The 20,565-nt window shown below is 71.2% G+C and carries 15 protein-coding genes; 7 read left to right on the top strand and 8 right to left on the bottom strand.

Annotated features, from left to right (window positions below; all coding sequences use genetic code 11):
- Nucleotides 1–56: 56 nt before the first annotated feature.
- Nucleotides 57–2,111 (bottom strand): beta-galactosidase, encoded by a 2,055-nt coding sequence (locus AB0K60_RS00805; RefSeq protein WP_364046985.1) that lies wholly within the window; start codon nt 2,109–2,111, stop codon nt 57–59.
- A gap of 194 nt (nt 2,112–2,305) precedes the next feature.
- On the opposite strand from AB0K60_RS00805, the gene AB0K60_RS00800 reads away from it, so the two are divergent.
- From AB0K60_RS00800 to AB0K60_RS00785, 4 genes are all read left to right on the top strand, one after another.
- Complete coding sequence (locus AB0K60_RS00800) at nt 2,306–3,634, top strand: sugar ABC transporter substrate-binding protein (protein WP_364046982.1); 1,329 nt, start codon at nt 2,306–2,308, stop codon at nt 3,632–3,634.
- Nucleotides 3,635–3,641: 7 nt separating this feature from the next.
- Nucleotides 3,642–4,559, top strand: coding sequence for a sugar ABC transporter permease (locus AB0K60_RS00795; RefSeq protein WP_364046979.1), 918 nt, complete (start codon nt 3,642–3,644; stop codon nt 4,557–4,559).
- Nucleotides 4,560–5,459 carry a carbohydrate ABC transporter permease gene (locus AB0K60_RS00790; RefSeq protein WP_364046976.1) on the top strand — a complete coding sequence of 300 codons (900 nt, stop codon included), beginning with the start codon at nt 4,560–4,562 and terminating at the stop codon, nt 5,457–5,459.
- A 70-nt stretch (nt 5,460–5,529) separates the two neighbouring features.
- Entirely contained in the window at nt 5,530–6,534 is a 1,005-nt protein-coding gene (locus tag AB0K60_RS00785) for a LacI family DNA-binding transcriptional regulator (RefSeq protein ID WP_364046973.1), read from the top strand.
- A gap of 63 nt (nt 6,535–6,597) precedes the next feature.
- Here AB0K60_RS00785 and AB0K60_RS00780 read toward each other — a convergent pair whose 3' ends face one another.
- Nucleotides 6,598–7,440, bottom strand: a complete 843-nt coding sequence (locus tag AB0K60_RS00780; protein WP_364046970.1) for an LLM class F420-dependent oxidoreductase — start codon at nt 7,438–7,440, stop codon at nt 6,598–6,600.
- A 171-nt stretch (nt 7,441–7,611) separates the two neighbouring features.
- The gene (locus AB0K60_RS00775) at nt 7,612–11,166 is read right to left on the bottom strand and encodes a WD40 repeat domain-containing serine/threonine protein kinase (protein ID WP_364046968.1); all 3,555 of its coding nucleotides are present in this window, start codon (nt 11,164–11,166) and stop codon (nt 7,612–7,614) included.
- 463 nt (nt 11,167–11,629) lie between these two features.
- Here AB0K60_RS00775 and AB0K60_RS00770 point away from each other — a divergent pair, with 463 nt between their 5' ends.
- Nucleotides 11,630–11,818 carry a hypothetical protein gene (locus tag AB0K60_RS00770; protein WP_364046964.1) on the top strand — a complete coding sequence of 63 codons (189 nt, stop codon included), beginning with the start codon at nt 11,630–11,632 and terminating at the stop codon, nt 11,816–11,818.
- A 264-nt stretch (nt 11,819–12,082) separates the two neighbouring features.
- On the opposite strand, the gene AB0K60_RS00765 is transcribed toward AB0K60_RS00770, so the two are convergent.
- On the bottom strand, nt 12,083–13,123 hold the full coding sequence (locus AB0K60_RS00765; RefSeq protein ID WP_364048121.1) for a low specificity L-threonine aldolase: 1,041 nt from the start codon (nt 13,121–13,123) through the stop codon (nt 12,083–12,085).
- Nucleotides 13,124–13,202: 79 nt separating this feature from the next.
- On the opposite strand from AB0K60_RS00765, the gene AB0K60_RS00760 reads away from it, so the two are divergent.
- Nucleotides 13,203–13,661 carry a MerR family transcriptional regulator gene (locus AB0K60_RS00760; protein ID WP_364046962.1) on the top strand — a complete coding sequence of 153 codons (459 nt, stop codon included), beginning with the start codon at nt 13,203–13,205 and terminating at the stop codon, nt 13,659–13,661.
- A gap of 59 nt (nt 13,662–13,720) precedes the next feature.
- Here the strand turns inward: AB0K60_RS00760 and AB0K60_RS00755 are convergent, their stop codons facing one another.
- Entirely contained in the window at nt 13,721–14,239 is a 519-nt protein-coding gene (locus AB0K60_RS00755; protein ID WP_364046959.1) for a helix-turn-helix domain-containing protein, read from the bottom strand.
- 62 nt (nt 14,240–14,301) lie between these two features.
- On the opposite strand from AB0K60_RS00755, the gene AB0K60_RS00750 reads away from it, so the two are divergent.
- Nucleotides 14,302–15,690, top strand: a complete 1,389-nt coding sequence (locus AB0K60_RS00750; RefSeq protein WP_364046956.1) for an MFS transporter — start codon at nt 14,302–14,304, stop codon at nt 15,688–15,690.
- A gap of 148 nt (nt 15,691–15,838) precedes the next feature.
- Here AB0K60_RS00750 and AB0K60_RS00745 read toward each other — a convergent pair whose 3' ends face one another.
- From AB0K60_RS00745 to AB0K60_RS00735, 3 genes are all read right to left on the bottom strand, one after another.
- Nucleotides 15,839–18,682: a vitamin B12-dependent ribonucleotide reductase gene (locus AB0K60_RS00745; protein WP_364046953.1), complete on the bottom strand. Its 2,844-nt coding sequence runs from the start codon at nt 18,680–18,682 to the stop codon at nt 15,839–15,841.
- 269 nt (nt 18,683–18,951) lie between these two features.
- Nucleotides 18,952–19,413, bottom strand: a complete 462-nt coding sequence (gene nrdR, locus AB0K60_RS00740; protein ID WP_364046950.1) for a transcriptional regulator NrdR — start codon at nt 19,411–19,413, stop codon at nt 18,952–18,954.
- Between the two features lie 363 nt (nt 19,414–19,776).
- The gene (locus AB0K60_RS00735) at nt 19,777–19,962 is read right to left on the bottom strand and encodes a hypothetical protein (RefSeq protein ID WP_364046947.1); all 186 of its coding nucleotides are present in this window, start codon (nt 19,960–19,962) and stop codon (nt 19,777–19,779) included.
- Between the last annotated feature and the right edge of the window lie 603 nt (nt 19,963–20,565).

Raw genomic sequence — 20,565 nt, 5'->3', positions numbered from 1 at the left:
ATCATCGCCGATCGCGGCCCGGTGCCCGGGTTGTGACGGGGTTCGCCGCTCGGGGCTCAGCGAGCGTCCGGCTCGGCGAGGAGGACGACCGTCACGCCGCCCGGCGGCACGTTCGCCTCGCCTCGGCAGGGCGTGCCGGTGAGGACGTCGACGCCGGTGACGCCGGGCACGGTGACCGGGGCGTCGGCGTGGTTGATCAGGAAGAGGTGGTCGCCGCGCCGTACCCGCTCCAGGGTGTCGGGGAGATCGCGGGGACGGGCGACGCCCGCGGCGTCGAGGGCGGCGGTGAGGGGGGCGCGCAGGTCGCCGGGGGCGGTGGCGAGGTACCAGGCGACGCCGGAGCCGAGGTCGTGGCGGGTGAGGGCCGGGTGGCCGGCGTCGGGGCCGTCCGCGAAGCGGCCGATCGCGCGGGCGCCCGCGAGCCGTACGCGCTCGGACCAGACCCGGCCGCGGTCGCCGTCGGCGAAGGAGCCGCCCGTGGGGAAGTCGCCGGTGAGGGACCCGACGGTGAGGGACCCGCCCGTGAGAGACACGGTCTCGTCCTTGCGCAGGGGGTGGAACTCCTCGATGGTGAGGCCGAGGACCTCGCGCAGCGCCCCCGGGTACGGCCCGGCGTGCACGCTGTCGTTCTGGTCCACGATGCCGGAGAAGTACGAGACGAACAGGTGGCCGCCGGACTCGACGTACCGGTGCAGGTTCTTGGCCCCCGCCTCGGTGAGCAGGTACAGCATCGGCGCCACCACCAGCCGATATCCCGAAATATCGGAAGTGGGGTGGACGAAATCGACGGTGACGTGCTCGCGCCACAACGCCTCGTAAAAGGCGTCCATGCGCTCCCGGAACACCAGGTCCACCGACGGACGCCACTCCAAATCGAGCGCCCAGGCCGACTCCCAGTCCCACACCAGCGCCACCTGCGCCTCGACCGCGCTCCCCCGCACCCCGGCGAGCCGGGCCAGGTCGGCCCCGAGGGCGACCACGTCGCGCCAGCTCTGCGCGTCGGTGCCGCCGTGCGGGACCATCGCCGAGTGGAACTTCTCCGCGCCGAAGCGGGAGGCGCGCCACTGGAAGAACAGCACCGAGTCCGAGCCGCGGGCGACGTGCGCGAGGCTGTTGCGGCGCATCTCGCCGGGGCGTTTGGCGATGTTGCGCGGCTGCCAGTTGACCGCGCCGACCGAGTGCTCCATCAGCATCCAGGGGCGTCCGCCGCCGAGCGAGCGGCTCAAATCGGCGGACATGGCCAGGTCGATGTGGTTGTCGGGGCGCTCGGCCTCCAGGTAGTGATCGTTGGCGATCACGTCCACCTCGGCCGCCCACGTCCAGTAGTCCATGGACGCGCAGTTGGTGACCATGAAGTTGGTGGTGATCGGCAGCTCCGGCGTGGCCGCGCGCAGCGCGTCGCGCTGCAGGCGGAAGCAGGCCAGGTGCTCGTCGGAGGTGAAGCGGGCGAAGTCGAGGCGCTGGGCCGGGTTGACGGTGGTGTGGCTGGCGCGGGGGGCGTCGATCTCCGCCCAGTCTCCGTAGCGCTGGCCCCAGAACGTGGTGCCCCACGCCTCGTTCAACGCCGACAGATCCCGATATTTCCGGATCAGCCACTCGCGGAAGGCGGCCACGCTGTTGTCGCAGTAGCACTCGCCGAGCGGCGCGCCGTACTCGTTGTGCACGTGCCACATCACCACCGCGGGATGGTCGCGGTAGTGCTCGCCGAGCGCGCGGGCGAGCGCGACGGTGGCGTCCCGGTACTCCGGCGAGCTGGGGCACGCGGTCTGCCGCGACCCGGTGCCGACGCGCATGCCGGTGCGGGTGACCGGCACCGAGGAGGGGTGGCGGCGGGCGAACCACGCGGGCGGGGTCGCCGTCGGCGTGCCCATGTCCACCGCGATGCCGGCCGCGTGCAGCCGGTCGACGATCTCGTCCAGCCAGCCGAAGTCGTACGCGCCCGGCGTGGGCTCCATCAGCACCCAGGAGAAGATCCCGACGCTGACCAGGTTGACCCCGGCCTCGCGCATCAGGCGCACGTCCTCCTCGTGCACCTCGCGCGGCCACTGCTCGGGGTTGTAGTCGCCGCCGTACGCGAGGCCTCCGGGAAGCGCGGGAAAGCGCGGACGCATGCATGCCCCCTGTCGATGGTCTGTGAACGTGCACAGTAATCGACGGACCGATGCCTGAAAAGATTGCACGGCCAGAAGCAGGAAGTTAACGACAGTGCAACAAACACTTGACGCCCATCTCCGGCCGCCCCACTCTGTGAACGTTCACAGACATTACCCTCTCCCCGTTCGGACTCCCACCCGTGGAGGCAAGAATGCGCACCAGGCGCTTCTCCGCCGTGGCGGCGGCGTTGCTCACCGCCGTCCTCGCCGCAGGCTGCGGCGGATCGGGCTCCGAGGCCCCCCAACAGGCCCCCCAATCCGCCGCAAGCTCGGCCCCGGCCGCGAGCGGGCCGGTCAAGCTGACGTACTGGACCTGGGTCCCCAACATGGACAAGATCGTCGCGGTGTGGAACAAGGCCCACCCCGACATCCAGGTCACCGTCAGCAAACAGGCGGGCGGGGACGACGCCTCCGCCAAGTTCCTCACCGCGGCCAAGGCCGGGAACCCGCCCGACCTCGTTCAGGCCGAGTACCAGCACCTGCCGTCCTTCGTCGCGGCCGACGCGGTCGCCGACCTGTCGCAGTACGCGGGACAGGCGAAGGCGGAGTTCAGCGAGGGCCTGTGGAATCTGGTCACCCTCGGCACCGACGCCGTGTACGGCATCCCGCAGGACAGCGGCCCGATGATGCTCTACTACCGGGCCGACCTGTTCGACAAGTACGGCATCGCGGTGCCCAAGACCTGGGACGAATACGCCCAGGCGGCGCGGACCGTACGCAAGAAGGACCCCAAGGTCTACCTCGGCACGTTCTCCAGCAAGGACCCCGGATCGTTCGCCGGGCTCGCCCAGCAGGCGGGCGCGCAGTGGTGGTCGATCAGCGGGGAGTCGTGGAAGGTCGCCATCAACGACCCCGCCACCGTCAAGGTCGCCGACTACTGGGGCGGGCTGGTCAAGGAGGGCGTCATCGACGACATGCCCTACTTCACCCCCGAATGGAACAAGGCCCTCAACGACGGCACGCTGCTGACCTGGCCGTCGGCCGTCTGGGGCCCCGGCGTACTTGAGGCGAACGCGCCCAAGGGCAAGGGCAAGTGGGCGATCGCCCCGCTGCCGCAGTGGAGCGCGGGGGAGAACGTCAGCGGCTTCTGGGGCGGCTCGTCCACCGCCGTCGCCGCCGCCTCCACACACCAGGCGCAGGCCGCGCAGTTCGCCACCTGGCTCAACACCGACCCCGAGGCGCTGGCGCTGCTGGTCAAGGAGGGCGCCATCTACCCGGCGTCCACCAAGGGCCAGGGCGTGCTCACCGAGGCGCCGGCCTACTTCTCCGGCCAGCAGGACTTCTGGCAGCAGGCCAACCGGATCGCCGCCACCGCCCGCGGCTTCACCTTCGGGCCGAACGTCCTGGTGACCTACGACGCGTTCAAGAACGCCTTCGACAAGGCCCTGCAGAACAAGTCCACCTTCGCCGACGCGGTCAAGGCCATGCAGGACGCGACGGTCGCCGACATGCAGAAGTCCGGCTTCCAACTGGCCCAGTGACGCCGCCGTGACGACGAAGAAGGGCGCCCGCGCCGCCCGCGCGGGCGCCGCCCCCTACCTGTTCCTCGCCCCGGCGATGGTGCTGTTCGCGCTGTTTCTGGCGCTGCCCATCGGCTACACGGTCTACCTCAGCCTGCGCCGCACCCGGGTCAGCGGCCTCGGCCTCGGCCGGGGCTCCCGGCGCGAGGTCTTCGCCGGGCTCGACAACTACGCCGCGGCGGTCGGCGACGCCGAGCTGTGGGCGGGCTGGCTGCGCGTGCTCGGCTACGGCGCGATGGTGCTGGCGGTGATGCTGGGCCTCGCCCTGCTGTTCGCGCTCATGCTCGACACCGCCCACGTGCGGCTCGCGCGCTTCTCCCGCATCGCCATCTTCCTGCCGTACGCGGTCCCCGGCGTGGCCGCCACCCTGCTGTGGGGCTTCCTCTACCTGCCGAGCCTGAGCCCGTTCCAGGGGGTGCTGTCGGCGTTCGGCGGCGAGGCGAACCTGCTCGGCGCGGGGACCGTCGTCTACTCGATGGCGAACGTGGCCGTGTGGGGTGGCGTCGGCTTCAACATGCTCGTGCTCTACACGACCCTGCGGGCCGTGCCGCGCGAGTACTACGAGGCGGCCCGCATCGACGGCGCGAGCGAGCTGCAGATCGCGCTCTGGGTGAAGATCCCGATCCTCACCCCGGCGATCATCCTGACCACGGTGTTCTCGATCATCGCGACGATCCAGGTGTTCACCGAGCCGACCGCGTTGCGCCCGCTGACCAACACGATCAGCTCGACGTGGAGCCCGCTGATGAAGGTGTACCGGGACGCGTTCGTCGTCGGCGACATCTACGCGGCGGCGGCGACCTCGATCGTGATCGCGGCGATCGCCCTGGTGGTGTCGTTCGGATTCCTGCGGGTCGTGAAGAACCGCGCGTTCGGGGAGGGCTAGATGTCCACCGGTGTGCTTCCGGCCCGGACGGCCGGTCCCGCCGCCCGGCACGTGCGGCGGGGCCCCGGCGTCGCGTTGCGCGGGGCCGTACCGACCGGGATCCTGCTGCTCGGGGCGCTCTACTGCCTGTTCCCGGTGAGCTGGGTGCTGATCGCGGCCACCAAGACGCCGGGCGAGCTGTTCTCCACCGCCACCCTGCGGCTCGGAACAGGGTTGTGGTCGAACATCGCCGACCTGTTCGCCTACCGCGAGGGCGTGTTCCTGCTGTGGCTGCTCAACACGTTCCTGTACGCCGGGGCCGGGGCGGCGCTGTCGGCCGCGGTGTCGGCGATGGCCGGGTACGCGCTGGCCAAGTACCGCTTCCGCGGCCGGAACCTCGCCTTCAACCTGCTGATCGGCGGCATCCTGGTGCCGGCCGTGGTGCTGGCCGTCCCGCAGTACCTGCTGATGTCGCGGGCGGGCCTGGCCGACACGTACTGGTCGGTGCTGCTGCCGCAGATCCTCAGCCCGTACGGCATCTACCTGGCCCGCATCTACACCGGCGCGGCCGTGCCGGACTCGCTGCTGGAGGCGGCGCGCATCGACGGCGCCGGGCACTGGATGATCTTCTCCCGGGTGGCGCTGCCGCTCATGGTGCCGGGCCTGGTGACGATCTTCCTGTTCCAGTTCGTAGCGATCTGGAACAACTTCCTGCTACCGTTCATCATGCTCGGCGACGACCGCGCGTTCCCGCTCACCGTCGGCCTGTACACGCTGCTGGCGGCGGGCGCGAACCAGCCGTCGCTGTTCAACCTGATCCTCACCGGGGCGATGCTGTCGATCATCCCGCTGGTCGCGTTGTTCCTCACCATGCAGCGGTACTGGCGCACCGACCTGTCCAGCGGCGCGGTCAAGACCTGACCGTGTCAAGCCAGCGCCCGCGTCAAGCCAGCGCCCCGGTCAACCTAGGGCCCGTGTCAAGCTAGTGTCCGTGCAGAGACGACGCCCCACCATCCACGACGTGGCCGCCGCCGCCGGGGTGTCCCGCGGCACCGTGTCCCGCCTGCTCAACGGGGACCGGTACGTGAGCACCTCGGCGCGGGTGGCGATCGAGCGGGCGATCGCGGAGACCGGGTACGTGGTCAACCGCAACGCCCGCAGCCTCGTCACCCGGCGTACCGGGTCGGTCGTCATGGTGCTGTCGGAGCCGCAGGAGAAGCTCTTCGAGGACCCGAACTTCTCGGTGCTGCTGCGCACCGCGATCCACCGCCTCGCCGAGCGCGACGTCTCGCTCGTGATGATGATCGCCGCCGACGACAGCGACCGCGACCGCGTGGTCCGCTACGTGCGCGGCGGCCACGCCGACGGCGTGCTGCTCGTCTCCACGCACGCCGGGGACCCGCTCCCCGACCGGCTGCGGGAGATCAACGTCCCCGCCGCCGCGCAGGGGGCGGTCCTCGGCCGCGAGTCCGTCATCCCGTACGCCGCCGCCGACGACCGCGAAGGCGCCCGCCAGATGACCCGCTACCTCGTCGAGTCCGGCCGCAGGCGCATCGCCACGATCACCGGCCCGCTCGACACCCCTGGCGGCGTGCTGCGCCTGGAGGGCTTCTGCGACGTCCTCGGCCGCAAGGCCACCAAGAAGCTCATCGAGCACGGCGACTACACCCAGCTCGGCGGCGAGAGCGCCATGGCCCGCCTGCTGCAGCGCGCCCCGGACATCGACGCCGTCTTCGTCGGCTCCGACCTGATGGCCGCCGGCGCCCTCTCCGCGCTGCGCGCCGCGGGCCGCCGCGTCCCCGACGACGTCGCGGTGGGCGGCTTCGACGACTCCGCCGTCGCCCTGACCACCCATCCCCCGCTCACCACGATCCGCCAGCCCCTCGCCCAGGTGGCCGAGCAGACCGTCCGCCTGCTGCTCGAACTCATCGACGGCGCCCGCCCCGCCCACCCGGTCATCCTGCCCACCGAGCTCGTCATCCGGGACTCCGCCTGACCGTTCCCTGGACCCGGCCCGCCGCCCGGCCGCATGACCAACCGCACGGGCGGCCGAGTACGGCTAGCCGCCGAACAGCTCGGCGGCCAGGGCGCGGTAGCCGGGGAGCGGGTCCGCGCCGGGCTGGGTGAGCACCTGGACGGCCACGTGGTCGGCCCCGGCGGACAGGTGCTCGCCGACGCGGGCGCGTACGGCGGCCGGGGAGCCGTGCGCGATCAGCGCGTCCACGAGGCGGTCGCTGCCCTCGCCGGCGAGGTCGTCCTCGCCGAAGCCCATGCGCCGGAAGTTCGCCACGTAGTTCGCCACGCCCTTGTAGAAGTTCAGCGACCGGCGGGCGAGGGCGCGGGCTTGGGCGGGGTTCTCGTCCAGGATGACCTTCTGCTCGGGGGCGAGCAGCGGGCCCGGGCCGATGAGCTCGCGGGCCGTGCGGGTGTGCTCGGGGGTGGTGAAGTAGGGGTGGGCCCCGGCGGAGCGGGCGGCGGACAGTTGCAGGACCCGGGGGCCGAGGGCCGCCAGCGCCCGCTGGTCCGGGGGCACGCCCTCGGAGTCGAGGGCGTCCAGGTAGCTCTCGAGCGCGCTGTACGGCCGCACGTACTGCTCGCCGATCTGCTCGCGGTGCCCGGCGCCGATGCCGAGGATGAAACGGCCCGGATGGGCGGCGTCGATCCGCCGGAAGGAGGCGCCGACGGTGGCCGGGTCGTCCTTCCAGATGTTGACGATGCCGGTGGCGACGGTCACCTTCGACGTGGCGTTCAGCAGCCTGTCAACGATCTTCAAATCGCCGTCCGGCGAGCCGCCGACCCACAGCGTGCCGTACCCCAGCTCCTCCAGGGACGCCGCCAGCTCCGGCGTGTAGTCGCCGAAGCGCAGCCACACCCCGACCTCGCCCACACTCGGCCTCGTCATCGTCCGGCACCTCCGGGTCGTCCTCGTCGATCAAGCCGTTCCTCAACCGTAGCGCTCTTGTTCCCAAGAGCGCCGAGCGCCCCATTCCTTCCCGCGCCGACGAAGGGAAAACGGCGACCCTGCTCCCTACCCAGCTCCCGACCCTGCTGTCGAACCGGCTCCCGAACCGGCTCACTGACCAGGGCAAACCTCCTCGTACGGCACGCCGGGCAGATCGCGTTCCCACTCGGCCTCGGTGAGCGATCGGCCCGCCCGGGCACACAGGTCGCCGACGAGGCGGTCGGGACTCACCGGGATCGAGTGCAGGACGCCGCCCTCCTGCGTGAGCCGCAGGGCCGACCCGTCGGAGGTGAAGGCGGCCGAGGTGTAGTTATCGCCACCGACGATCGTCCGGCCGAGCTGGCGGGGAATGTCGCCGGACATATCCCACAGTTGCACTGTTTGGTCGTAGATCGTGACGGCCCGGTCCCCCTTCGGGGAGAACGCCGCCGAGTCGAACCCGCCGATGCCGTGGACGCGGTGCATCGGGCCGAGCCGGCGACCCTCGACGACGTCCCAGAACGCCACCCGTCCCACCGCGTCGCCGATGACGGCGACCCGGCCGTTCGGGCTGAAGGCGATTTGGGCGATCGGGTTGCGCAGCCCGCCGGAGCCGAGGGCCGGGCCGGTCTCCTTGCCGTCGTCGAGCCTGCGCAGCCGGTTGGACACGGTGTCGAGAAGCGCGAGCGTACGCGTCGCCGGATTGATGACGGCGTCCACCTGCCGGCCGACCGGGATCGTCGTCAGCCACCGGCGCGTGCGCATGTCCCACACGCGCATGTCCTCGCCGGTCGCCCCCAGCGGCCCGTCCGGGGCCGCGGTGCCGACCGCGAGCGTCGTATCGTCCGGGCTCAGGGCGACCGAGACGACGACCCGCCCTTCCGGCATCGGGATGTCCTTGACCCGCTTCAGGGTGGTGACGTCCCACACCCGCACCGACGTCGCCACCCCGGCGAGGCCGTCCGCGATCGCGAGCAGCCGCCGTCCGAAGGACGCCATCGGCACGCCGGCCTCCTTGCTCAGCCGCAGCGGCCCGCCGACCGGACGCCGGGTGGCGAAGTCCCACAGCCGCACGTCGTCCTTGTCCTGCGTGCCGGTCTCCCGGTTGATCAGCAACAGCCGTCCGTCGGGGCTGATCCGCGCCGGATCGTCGGCCGGCAGCGAGGTGGGGGCGAGCAGGTCGGTGAGGTCGAGGTCGATGACGTTGCCGTCGGAGAGCACCCGCAGCGTCCGCCCGTCGAAGGCGGCCTCCTCGGCGGCCACCTCGTAGTCGAGCAGCGTTTTCCCGTCGGAGACGCGGATCACCGACAGGTGGCTCACGTGTCCCGCCGCGAGGAGACGACCGTCGGGGCTGAGCCACATCTGACCGCCCTGCACGTCGTCCCCCTTCGCGAAGTACGGTCCCGAGACGGTCCGGCCGGTGCGTACGTCGACAATGCTGACCTGCGAGGCGTTCAGGCAGACGAGGCCCGCGTCCGCGTTGAAGGCCGCGGACCTGGCGTCCTGTTCGCAGGCGCTCGGGAGGTGCGATCGCTCGACCTCGGCCCCGCCCGGCAGCCGATACAGGGCGAAGCGCCCGCTCGTGTCGACGGTGGCGAGCAGGTCGCCGTCGGGGGATGCGGCGGCGTCCAGCGTCGCGGGCAGCGAGGCGACCTGTTGGCCGGTACGGGTGTCCCACACGATGCCGGACTGGCCCTCGGACGACAGCACGTACCACTCCCCCGCGTACCGCAGGCCGTGGAACAGCTCCTCCGCGGGCAGCGGCCGCTCCCTGCCCGTGAAGTGGCCCGTGCGCAGGTCCCACAGGCGCAGCCGCCCCCCGCCCGCGACGGCGAGGTACCGGCCGCTCGGGCTGATCACGGCGTCGAGCAGGCGCGCCCCGTCGAGGCTCAGGCCGTCCCAGCCGCCGACGCGGCGGCCGGTGCGCGCGTCGTACACGCGCACGCCGGTGGTGGACACGCTGATGAATCTGCGGCCGTCCTTGCTGAGCAGCCGCCGGGTCTCGCCGCTGGTCTGCGGATCGGCGAACACCCGGCTCTCGCGCGCCGCCCACGCGTCGATCAGGCCGCCGAAGGCGGCGCCCTCCGGGTCCAGCCGCCAGGCCGCCACGTTGAGCAGCGCCGCCCGCACGGGATCGGCCGGGCGCAGCGTGTCCGCCTCGGCCACGAGGTTCTCCGCCAGGGCCACGTCCCGCTGCCGGGCGAGCTGGCCGCTCTGGTAGACGGTGACGCCGCCGGCGGCGAGGGCGATCACGAGCAGGACCGCCAGCACGATCGTGATCGTGCGGCGGCGCCGTACGCGGTGGCGGGTGGCCGCGTTGCAGGCGTCCAGGAAGTCGCGTTCGAGCGGGTTGAGGGTGAGGTGGCGGCGACCGGTGGCGGCCCAGCGCAGCGCGTTCTCCAGCCGCGTGCCTTGGAAGACGTCGCTCTCCCGGCGGCCCTGGGCGTCCCAGTGCCGGGCGGCGGAGCGGATCCCGGTGTGGACGGGCAGCCCCTCCTGCTCGTCGAGCACCCAGGCGCGCAGCCGCGGCCAGGCGTGCAGCAGCGCCGGACGGCCGAGCACGAGCTCGCGCCCGCGCTCGCCGTCGCGCCAGTGCACCATGTAGCGGAAGACCTCCAGGATGCGGCGCAGCGCCTCCTGCTCCCGCTCGGTGCGGCCCGCGAACAGCTCGTCGGCGGGCAGCGACCGCAGCGCGACCTCGCCCTCGTCGCCGACGGTCATCATGCGCAGGAACACGTCCGGCACCATGGCGCGCTGCTGCTGGTCGAGCAGGCCGTAGGCGTCCTCGGCGAGGGTGCCGAGCGCCGGGTCGGCGGGCGAGGTGCGCAGCCGCCCCGCCTCGGCGCTGCCCGCCGCGAGCAGCTCGACCGCGGGCCCGTCGAAGCCGGTGATCAGGCCGGTGAGCAGGTCGCGGGCGGACGGGCGGGTGAGCGGGTCCTTGCTCAGCGCCATGCCGACCAGCGGGCGCAGCGACGCGGGCAGCGCGCTCAGGTCGGGGTCGGCCGACAGCACCCGGTGCATCACCGCGCCGAGGTTCTCGGCCCGGAACGGGTCGTCGCCGACGGCCGCGTACAGCACGATCGCGCCCCAGGAGAACACGTCGGCGGGCGCGCCCGCCCGCTGGCCGCTGAACACCTCCGGGGCCATGTACGTGGGCGTGCCGACGACCTGCCCGGTCGCGGTGAGCGACATCTCCAGCGTGCGGGCGATGCCGAAGTCGATGACGCGCGGGCCGTCGGGGCCGAGCAGCACGTTGTCGGGCTTGAGGTCGCGGTGGATGACGCCCGCGTCGTGGATGGCGGCGAGCGCGGTGGCCACGCCGACGGCGAGGCGGTGCAGCTCGTCCCCGGCGAACCGGCGGCCGTCGCGCACCGCCTTGCGCAGGCTCGGCCCCTCGACGTACTCGCTGGCGATGTACGGCTTGGGCCCGTCGAGGTCGACGTCGAGCACCCGGGCGGTGCAGAACGAGGCCACCCGGCGCGCGGCCGTGGCCTCCTTGCCGAACCTCACGCGCAGGTCGGGGTCGGCGGCGGCGTCGCCGTGCAGCACCTTGAGGGCGACGCGGCGCCCCTGTTCGTCGTACGCCTCGTAGACGACCCCCTGGCCGCCCGCGCCGATCCGGCCGGCCAGCCAGTAGGCACCCAGTCGCGGCGGGTCTCCCGGCAGCAGTGGGGAGGCCGAAGCCATGCGATCACCCCGTTGCGCAAATCCTGACGTGTGTTTTGATGCCGCTCTTCAGAGCTAAGTTGTCATGATTTGGTACATAGGGAGGCTATTTGGAGGAGCTGTCGGCGCGGCGTGCAACCGTAAAACAAGAGGACATCAAGCGGGCGGGCGCATAGTGTGCTCACCGAACGGGACGTGCTCACCGAATCGGGCCCGAAGGGAGGACCAGATCATGAGGCGCATCAGGATCCGCAAGCCTCGGACGCGGCGAACCACCTCCAGCAGGCTGAGCCTGGACCTTCGCTCTCCCTCCGGGCGTCCCCTGCCCTACTGAGCCTCACGTCGGAGGCTTCACTGCGGAGGCTTCGCGTCGGAGTACGTCAGAGGCTTTGCGGGAGAGGCTATACGGGAGAGGCTTTACAGCGGTCTTACCTCCGGCCGCCGAGCATGGAATGAGGAGTTCATCACCTATGGGGGGAGGACGATGGACAGGAGGTTGACGGTCGTGCCGCCGAGTGTGGCGCGACACAAGATCCGCTACATCGGGTCGGCGCTCCGCGGCGGGCGTGGCCGCGACCTCGGCCGCGCCGGCAAGGTCATCGACTTGCGCGCCTACAGCGGACGCAACGTCATCCGCTTCCCGCGCCGCGGCGAGCCGCACCCGGCCGCCTGACGGCCGGCCTCACCAGGACCTCATTAGGACCTCGCCAGGACCTCATTAGGACTCAGCGGTCCACCCGGTCATTCCGTCGGCCGTACGGGGTTGCGCAATCCCCGCGCCGCACCCACCATTGGAACCTCATCGGCGTAACGGACCGCCCACGTCCACGGCCCGGCGATCGGGCGCGTGAACCTCCTGGTCGGCCCCGCCACAACGACGTGGCGGGGTTTTCGTCGCTCATGCGTCGGGGTCATCCGCCCAGCGGTTATCAAGCGGTTACCCGCCGAGCACGCTCCTCGCGGCCTCGGCGAGGCGCTCGACGTCCTCCGGCGTGGTGTCGAACGACGTCATCCAGCGCGCCTCGCGGACGGGCTCGTTCCAGTCGTAGAAGTGCACCAGCTTGTGCAACTCGGCCAGGGCATCCGCCGGAAGCGTGGCGAACACGGCGTTGGACTGGACCGGGTGGTTCACCCGCAGACCGGGCAGATCCCGCACCTTCTCCTCCAGCAGGGCCGCCATCGCGTTGGCGTGCGCGGCGTTGCGCAGCCACAGGTCGCCGTCGAGGAGCGCGATGAACTGGGCGGAGATGAAGCGCATCTTGGAGGCCAACTGCAGGGACGCCTTACGCAGGTAATCCATGCCGCGATCGAGCTCCGGATTGAGGACCACCACCGCCTCGCCCAGGAGCATCCCGTTCTTGGTGCCCCCGAACGACAGGATGTCCACGCCGACGTCGGTCGTGAAGGCGCGCAGCGGCTCGCCCAGGTGGGCCGCGGCGTTCGCGAGGCGGGCGCCGTCCAGATGCACCCGCATGTTGCGCGCGTGGGCGAACTCCACGATCGTCCGGATCTCCTCGGGGGTGTAGACCGTGCCGAGCTCGGTGGACTGGGCGAGGGACACCACCTGGGGCTGGGCCCGGTGCTCGTCGTCGAAGCCGCGGGCCTCGCGCAGGAGGTTCTCCACGGTCAGCTTGCCGTGCTCCGACGGGACCGTGAGCACCTTGATCCCCGCCACCTTCTCGGGCGCGCCGCACTCGTCGACGTGGACGTGGGAGGTGTCCGCGCAGATGACGGACGCCCAGCGGTCGCAGGCCGCCTGGAGGGCGACCACGTTGGCCCCGGTGCCGTTGAGGACCGGGTAGACCCTGGCCTCGGGCCCGAAATGGGATCGGAACACCTCGCGCAGGCGCTCGGTGTAGACGTCATCGCCGTAGCCGGCCTGATGGCCCCCGTTGGCTGCGGCGATGGCGGCGAGGATCTCCGGGTGCACGCCCGAGCTGTTGTCGCTGGCGAAACCACGGAAGTCCACATCATGCATGCTCACGCGGCGTTGTCCTTCGTACGGCTGATTGCGGATGAAAGGGTGATTCAAGCCGACTTCAGGTGAAGATGGAACCATGGACCTGATCCCCATCGGTGAGGCGGCCCGCATGCTCGGCGTCAACGCCTCGGCGCTGCGCTACTACGAGGAGCGCGGCCTGGTCGGTCCGGCGGGCCGCGTCGGCGGCAGGCGCGTGTACGGCAGGGCCGAGCTGCGCCGGCTCGCCTTCGTGCACATGGCCCAGACGATGGGCTTCAGCCTCGACACCATCGCCGAGGTGCTGGACCGGCCGGGCGACCGGTGGCGCGAGGTCCTCGTCGAGCGCATCGCCGCCCTCGACGAGCTGATCGCCCAGGCCCGCGAGACGCAGCGCTTTCTCGCCCACGCCCTGGAGTGCCGGGCCGAACATCCGGTGCAGGAGTGCCCGACGCTCACCGCCGTGCTCGACCGGCGGCTCGCCGGCGCGAGCCTCGCCGAAATCGCCGCCGACCACCACTCCGGCTCGTCCCACCACGCCGTGACGCCCTCGGGCTGACCCGGCGGCGGGTGCGCCGTGGCCGGGCGCGCGGCGTGCGGCCCGCGGCGGCCCGCATGTCAGGGCATCGGGTCCAGCATTCGATGGGGCTCGCGCAGGGCGCGGCTCACCGGGTCCTGGCGCTGGCAGCTGGCGCCGGGGCCGGGCCGTATCTCCACCTCCTCCAAGGGGACCGGCGTACGGCAGGTGTCGCAGATCGTGGTGCCGACCAGGCGGGTGCCGCAGGCGACGTGGAAGTACAGGCGGCGCGGGCCGTTCGCGGTCAGGTGGCGTTCGCCCCAGCTCGCCAACGTGAACATCGGGGCCCACAGGTCGCGGCCCATCTCCGTCAGGACGTACTCGTCGCGGGGCGGCGTGTCCTGGTAGCGCCGCCGTTCCATGATCCCGGCGTCGACGAGGGTCTGCAGCCGCTGCGCGAGCACGGCCCTGGGCAGGTCCAGGTGGGCGAGGAAGTCGCCGAAGCGGCGGACGCCGTAGAGGGCGTCGCGGATCACCAGGAACGTCCAGCGCTCGCCGATCAGTTCCAGCGCGCGGGCGAGGGAGCAGTCCTGGCCCGCGTAGTTCTTGCCCAGCCCCATACCGGGATCCTAGTTCATTCACCGAACTTACGTGTGTTACGGTTTGGGCCATAGTTCAATGAATGAACCAACCCGGAAGGCCCGGCATGACCGTCACCTCCGTGCAATCCCCTGCTCCTCCCGTCCCGGCGACCGCGCGTTCGACCCTGGTGGTGTCGTGCGCCGCCCTCCTCCTCGTTCTGATCAACTACACGGTCCCCGCGGTGACGCTCCCCCTGACGGCGGCCGGGCTGGGCGCGGGGGTCACCGGGCCGGTGTGGATCCTCAACGGCGTCACCCTCGGCATGGCCGCCCTGCTGCTGATCGCCGGTGTGATCGCCGACGATCGCGGGCGCCGCCGCACCTACCTGGGCGGCATGGCGCTGTTCGCCGTCGCGAGCGTCGCGGCCGCCGCCGCCCCCGGCACCGCCGTGTTCGTCACCGCCCGGGTGCTGCAGGGCGCGGCGAGCGCCGCCCTGCTCGCCGCCGGACTGGGCGCGGTCGGCCACGCGTACCCGGCCGGGCCCGAACGGCTCAAGGCCACCGGCCGCTACGGCGCGATGCTCGGCCTCGGCATCCTCATCGGCCCCTTCGTCGCCTCGGGCGTCACCGCCGTCGCCGGCTGGCGCGGCACCTACTGGCTGATCGCCGTCGCCGCCGTGCTGCTGCTCGTCCTCGGCGCCCGCCTGCTGCCCGAGTCGCGCGCGGACCGGCCACGCAGCCTCGACCTGCCGGGCGTCGTCACGCTCGGCCTCGGCCTGGCCGCGCTGCTCACCGGCATCACCGAGGGCCGGCTGGGCTGGACGCGTCCCATCGTCCCGATCGCCCTGGGCCTGGCGGCGGTCCTGTTCCTGGCGTTCACGCTCATCGAACGGCGTCGCGCGGAGCCGATGCTCGACCTGAGCCTGCTGCGCCGGCCGCTGTTCGCCGTCGCCTCCGCCGGGGCGTTCGTCGTCGGCCTCGCCGTCGTCGGCCCCATGACGTTCCTGCCGACCGTGCTGCAGCTCGCCCACGGCGTCACCCCGTTCGGCACCGCCGTGCTGTCCAGCGTCTGGTCCGGCGCCTCGTTCCTGGTCGCCCTCCAGGCACGCCGCGTACGGCTCGGCGGCCGGGCCCTGCTCGCCCTCGGCATGCTGCTGTCCGCCGCCGGCTACCTGCCCCTGCTCGGCATCGGCGGCCACTGGTCCCCGCCCCTGACCGTCCTCGGCCTGCTCATCGCGGGCGTCGGCAGCGGCTTCATCAACGCCGCCCTCACCCACCTGTCCATCGAGAGCGTCCCGCCCAGCCAGGGCAGCATGGGCGCGGGCGCCAACAGCACCGCCCGCTACGTCGGCTCGGCCCTCGGCATCGCCGCGATCGCCTCCGTGGCAGGCCTGCGCGGCTTCGCCGACGGCGTCGGCATCACCCTGCTCGCCGGCGCCGCCCTCGTCGCCCTGACCGCCCTCGCCACGTTCCTCGTCCGCAGGGCCTGACCGCCCCAGCGCCGGCCCCGGATCCTGCAACCGCGCCGAGCGCCTGGCCTCCTCCGAGGCCAGGCGCTCGCCGTATCAGCCATCATGTCGATGGCCGAGACGGAACCGGTTGTTGCTCAAACCGGTTGTTGTTCAAACCAGTTGTTGCTCAGCTGCAGCCGCTGGTGCTGCCGCAGCCCTCGCAGACGTAGCAACTGCCCGCCGGGCGCATCTTCGTGCCGCAGGTCATGCACAGCGGGGCGTCGGCGGTGCGGCCCATGTGGCTTTCCAGGGCCTCCATGGTGCTGTGCGGCTCCGGCTCGACGGGGCGCTTCGGCTCGACGGGCTTGGGCGTCTCCTCGATCGGGGCGGACTGGGCCAGGGCCTCCGGGTCGACCTCCTGCAGGGCGCCCGGGTCCTCGCCGCGGGCCTGGGCGGCGCGCTCGCTCGCGGAGAAGATCCCGAGGGCGGCGCGCTCCTCGTAGGGGAGGTGGTCCAGGGCGAGCCTGCGGAAGATGTAGTCCATCACCGAGGCGGCCATGCGGATGTCCGGGTCGTCGGTCATGCCGGCCGGCTCGAAGCGCATGTTCACGAACTTGCTGACGAACGTCTCCAGCGGCACGCCGTACTGCAGGCCCACCGAGATCGCGACGGAGAAGGCGTCCATCACGCCCGCGAGCGTGGAGCCCTGCTTGGACATCTTGAGGAAGACCTCGCCGAGCCCGTCGTCGGGGTAGGACGAGGCGGTCATGTAGCCCTTGGCGCCGCCCACGGTGAACCGGGTCGTGGTGCTCGGCCGCTTGTGCGGCAGGCGACGCCGCGTGGGCCGCGGCACCTCGATCACCTTGACGGCCGGCTCCTCGGCCTTCTTGTCCTTGTCGCCGTTCTTGGCCGCCGACAGCGGCTGGCCCACCTTGCAGTTGTCCCGGTAGACGGCCAGGGCCTTCAGACCGAGCTTCCAGCCCTCCATGTAGACCTGCTCGATGTCTTCCACCGTGGCCGATTCGGGAAGATTGACCGTTTTGCTGATCGCGCCGGACAGGAACGGCTGGGTGGCGGCCATCATGCGGACGTGGCCCATCGGCGCGATGGCCCGCTCGCCCATCGCGCAGTCGAAGACCTCGTAGTGCTCGGGCCGCAGGCCGGGAGCGTCGATGACGTGACCGTGCTCGGCGATGTGCTCGACGATGGCCTCAACCTGCTCAGGCTGGTAGCCGAGCTGCTTGAGGGCGCGCGGGATCGTCTGGTTCACGATCTGCATGGAGCCGCCGCCGACGAGCTTCTTGAACTTGACCAGGGCCAGATCGGGCTCGATACCCGTGGTGTCACAGTCCATCATCAAGCCGATGGTTCCGGTCGGAGCCAACAGGCTGGCCTGCGCGTTGCGGTAGCCGTGGCGCTCGCCGAGGCGCAGGCACTCCTGCCACTGGCGGGTCGCCTCGGCGTGGATGGACTTGGCCATCGGCTCGATGGTGCGCAGGTCGTCGTTGGCGCCCGCGTGCTTGCGCATGACGCGCTTGTGGGCCTCGGCGTTGCGCTCGTAGCCGTCGTACGTGCCGACGACGCCGGCGAGTTCGGCGCTGCGGCGGTAGGAGGTGCCGGTCATCAGCGAGGTGATGGCGGCGGCGAGGGCGCGGCCGCCATCGGAGTCGTAGGCGTGGCCGGTGGCCATCAGCAGCGCGCCCAGGTTGGCGTAGCCGATGCCGAGCTGGCGGTAGGCGCGGGTGGTCTCGCGGATCTTCTCGGTGGGGAAGTCGGCGAAGGTGATGGAAATGTCCATCGCGGTGATGATCAATTCGACGATCTTCACGAAACGCTCGACGTCGAAGGTGTCATCGTCGGTCAGGAATTTCAGGAGATTGATGGAGGCGAGATTGCAGGACGAATTGTCCAGGTGCATATATTCGCTGCACGGGTTGCTCGCCGTGATTCGACCGGTTTCCGGGGAAGTGTGCCAGTCGTTGATGGTGTCGTCGTACTGAATGCCCGGGTCCGCGCACTCCCAGGCGGCCTGGGCCATCTTGCGGAACAGCGCCTTGGCGTCCACCTTTTCAATGACCTCGCCGCTCAGCCGGGCCCGGAGGCCGAACTGCTCGCCCCGCTCGACGGCGCGCATGAACTCGTCGGTGACCCGCACCGAGTTGTTGGCGTTCTGGTACTGGACCGACACGATGTCCTTGCCGCCGAGGTCCATGTCGAATCCGGCGTCGCGGAGGGCGCGGATCTTGTCCTCTTCGCGGGCCTTGGTCTCGATGAACTCCTCGATGTCGGGGTGGTCCACGTCGAGCACGACCATCTTCGCGGCCCGCCGGGTGGCGCCGCCCGACTTGATCGTGCCGGCCGAGGCGTCGGCGCCGCGCATGAAGGACACCGGGCCGCTCGCCGTACCGCCGCTGGACAGCAGCTCCTTGCTGGAGCGGATGCGGGAGAGGTTCACCCCGGAGCCGGAGCCGCCCTTGAAGATGACCCCCTCCTCCTTGTACCAGTCGAGGATCGACTCCATCGTGTCGTCCACGGACAGGATGAAACAGGCGGAGACCTGCTGCGGGGAGGCGGTGCCGACGTTGAACCAGACCGGCGAGTTGAACGCGAAGAGCTGGTGGACCAGGGCGTACTTCAGCTCGTGCTCGAAGATCTCGGCGTCCTCGTCGGAGGCGAAGTAGCCGTGCTCGCGGCCGGTGCGCACGTAGACCCCGACCACGCGGTCCACGAGCTGCTTGAGGCTCCACTCGCGCTGGGGGGTGCCGACGGCGCCGCGGAAGTACTTGGTGGTGACGATGTTGGCGGCGTTCACCGACCAGAAGGTGGGGAACTCCACGCCGCGCTGCTCGAAATTGACCGAGCCGTCGCGCCAGTTGGTCATGACGACGTCACGACGCTCCCAGTCGATCTCGTCATAGGGGTGCACGCCGGGAGTGGTGAAGATCCGCTTCATCTTCAGGCCGGTCCTGCGCCCCCGCTTGCCTCCGCGCGGGGCCGCCCCGCCGGTGGCCTCGCTTGCGGTGTCGGTCATGACTCCCCCTTCCGGGCTCCGCGGAGCCCTTGGTCGAACCGCCGGGCCCCCGCCGAGCCCGGTGCCGGATTGTCCGGGCCCGCCGCCGGGCCCGGTGTTGGACACACGTCGTCCGCGCGCCGCGGCTCCATGACTCTCATGGGGCAAGGAGCCGTTCGCCCGACCCCTGAAGGCCCCCTGAGACCCCTGGTGCCCCTGTGAGGCCCTGTGAGGCACTGCCCCGGCGCGCCTGTTCCTCGCCTTGTCGATCGCTTGTTGATCCGCCGGATTCACGCCCGCTGTTCGTCGCGGACAGCGCGTAGTTGCTTGATCTCGGCCTCGAAGTCGGCAAGTGTCTCGAAGCCGCGGTAGACCGACGCGAACCTGAGGTAGGCCACCTCGTCCAGGTCGCGCAACGGGCCGAGGATGGCGAGCCCCACCTCGTTGGAGGGGATCTCGGCGACGCCGGTCGCCCGGATGGCCTCCTCCACCCGCTGGCCGAGCTTGGCCAGCGAGTCCTCACTGACCGGCCTTCCCTGGCAGGCCCGCCGTACGCCGGCGATGACCTTGTCGCGGGAGAAGGGCTCGGTCACCCCGCTGCGCTTGCTCACCATGAGCAGCACGGTCTCCTGTGTGGTGAACCTGCGCCCGCACTCGGGGCAGGTGCGCCTGCGGCGGATCGCCGCGCCGTCCTCGGTGGAACGGCTGTCGATGACCCTGGTGTCCGGGTGTCGGCAGAATGGGCAGTGCATCGCGCCGTTTCCCCCTTTCCCCAGGACCCCCGGACTTCACGGAACGCTCGCGCACGCCCTGCGGCGTACCACAGTGCGGTAATGGAAACACAAGCTATGGTGAAGTACAGCGGTGTAACTACTACATCTTGTGGTCCCCACCCTAGAAGTGCCCAACCGTGAGCGCAAGTCGAGAGCGGCACCCGGCCGCGAAAGCACTGCTCACCGGCCACAAGACGGCTGCGCCGTCGGCGTGTCGCAACGGGCGGCCGGGACGCGGGTGCGGCTGTGTGACCACGGCAAACGATGCGCCAGAGGGGACATCCGGAACAGACGGGAACTTCCCCGTCACGCGTCAAACGGCGAGCGAACGGCGAGGTTCGGTCAATGGCCGGCCAAGGCGGCCAAGGCGGCAGGGGCGGCGAGGCGGTCCGCGGACGCGATGCTCATGCCGACCCGCGTGCCCAGCAGCAGCGCCCCCGCAACGGCCACCAGGACCGCCACCGCCACCAGGACCCGGCCCCGTCTGGTCAGCCGGACCGGCCGCCGCCCCACCGGCGGCCGCCTCATCGGCCGCCGTCGCTCCGGCCGCCGTCGGGCCGGCTGCCGTCGGGCCACGGTCTCGCGCCCGTAGGCCGCCGTAGCGCCCCGCCGCGCCCTCCCGACCGGCCGCGACCCCGCACCGCCCCCGGCCGCCCCGGCAGGCGCCGTATCGGGGCCCCGGCGCTTCTTCGCGGCGACCCGCGAGTCGGGCGCCGGGGGCGGAGGCCTGTGGCCGGAGGCGCGGCGCGGCGGAGGCGGGGTGGTCCTCGCCGCAAGCTCCGAATCGCGTGACGGCACGGATTCGGTGCGCGGGCCGGAGCTTTTCCGGATCTTTCCCGCTTTGGCCGATCGCATTGCGCACGTAATCGGGATGACCGGGGCAAGGTGTTCGGCGGGCGCTCGGCCGGGAGACGATGTGGCGCTCGCGCGAGCGGGCTCGCCAGGGGGTCTGATCCGGGATGTTGACGCGTCGGGCCGCATTGCCGCCTCCCTAACCGCGAGAATCGGATTCAGAAGTAAGATCGAAATCGAACACCATATCGATCGAACTCCCGTACGATGTTGTACACCACGGCACCGTCATTTTCGAGGACTCTCGAACAATTGTTTGATGATGATCTTGAATAGAGG

The sequence above is a fragment of the Thermopolyspora sp. NPDC052614 genome (assembly GCF_040678635.1).
Classification (GTDB): domain Bacteria; phylum Actinomycetota; class Actinomycetes; order Streptosporangiales; family Streptosporangiaceae; genus Thermopolyspora.
The sequence above is the reverse complement of the archived record's forward strand: the minus strand, read 5'-3'. Positions and strand labels throughout refer to the sequence as shown.

Coding starts and splice junctions, on each gene's coding strand:
- AB0K60_RS00805 (WP_364046985.1), bottom strand. CDS start 2,111: ATGCGTCCGCGCTTTCCCGCGCTTCCCGGAGGCCTCGCGTACGGCGGC.
- AB0K60_RS00800 (WP_364046982.1), top strand. CDS start 2,306: ATGCGCACCAGGCGCTTCTCCGCCGTGGCGGCGGCGTTGCTCACCGCC.
- AB0K60_RS00790 (WP_364046976.1), top strand. CDS start 4,560: ATGTCCACCGGTGTGCTTCCGGCCCGGACGGCCGGTCCCGCCGCCCGG.
- AB0K60_RS00780 (WP_364046970.1), bottom strand. CDS start 7,440: ATGACGAGGCCGAGTGTGGGCGAGGTCGGGGTGTGGCTGCGCTTCGGC.
- AB0K60_RS00775 (WP_364046968.1), bottom strand. CDS start 11,166: ATGGCTTCGGCCTCCCCACTGCTGCCGGGAGACCCGCCGCGACTGGGT.
- AB0K60_RS00770 (WP_364046964.1), top strand. CDS start 11,630: ATGGACAGGAGGTTGACGGTCGTGCCGCCGAGTGTGGCGCGACACAAG.
- AB0K60_RS00765 (WP_364048121.1), bottom strand. CDS start 13,123: ATGCATGATGTGGACTTCCGTGGTTTCGCCAGCGACAACAGCTCGGGC.
- AB0K60_RS00760 (WP_364046962.1), top strand. CDS start 13,203: ATGGACCTGATCCCCATCGGTGAGGCGGCCCGCATGCTCGGCGTCAAC.
- AB0K60_RS00755 (WP_364046959.1), bottom strand. CDS start 14,239: ATGGGGCTGGGCAAGAACTACGCGGGCCAGGACTGCTCCCTCGCCCGC.
- AB0K60_RS00750 (WP_364046956.1), top strand. CDS start 14,302: ATGAACCAACCCGGAAGGCCCGGCATGACCGTCACCTCCGTGCAATCC.
- AB0K60_RS00745 (WP_364046953.1), bottom strand. CDS start 18,682: ATGACCGACACCGCAAGCGAGGCCACCGGCGGGGCGGCCCCGCGCGGA.
- nrdR (WP_364046950.1), bottom strand. CDS start 19,413: ATGCACTGCCCATTCTGCCGACACCCGGACACCAGGGTCATCGACAGC.
- AB0K60_RS00735 (WP_364046947.1), bottom strand. CDS start 19,962: ATGAGGCGGCCGCCGGTGGGGCGGCGGCCGGTCCGGCTGACCAGACGG.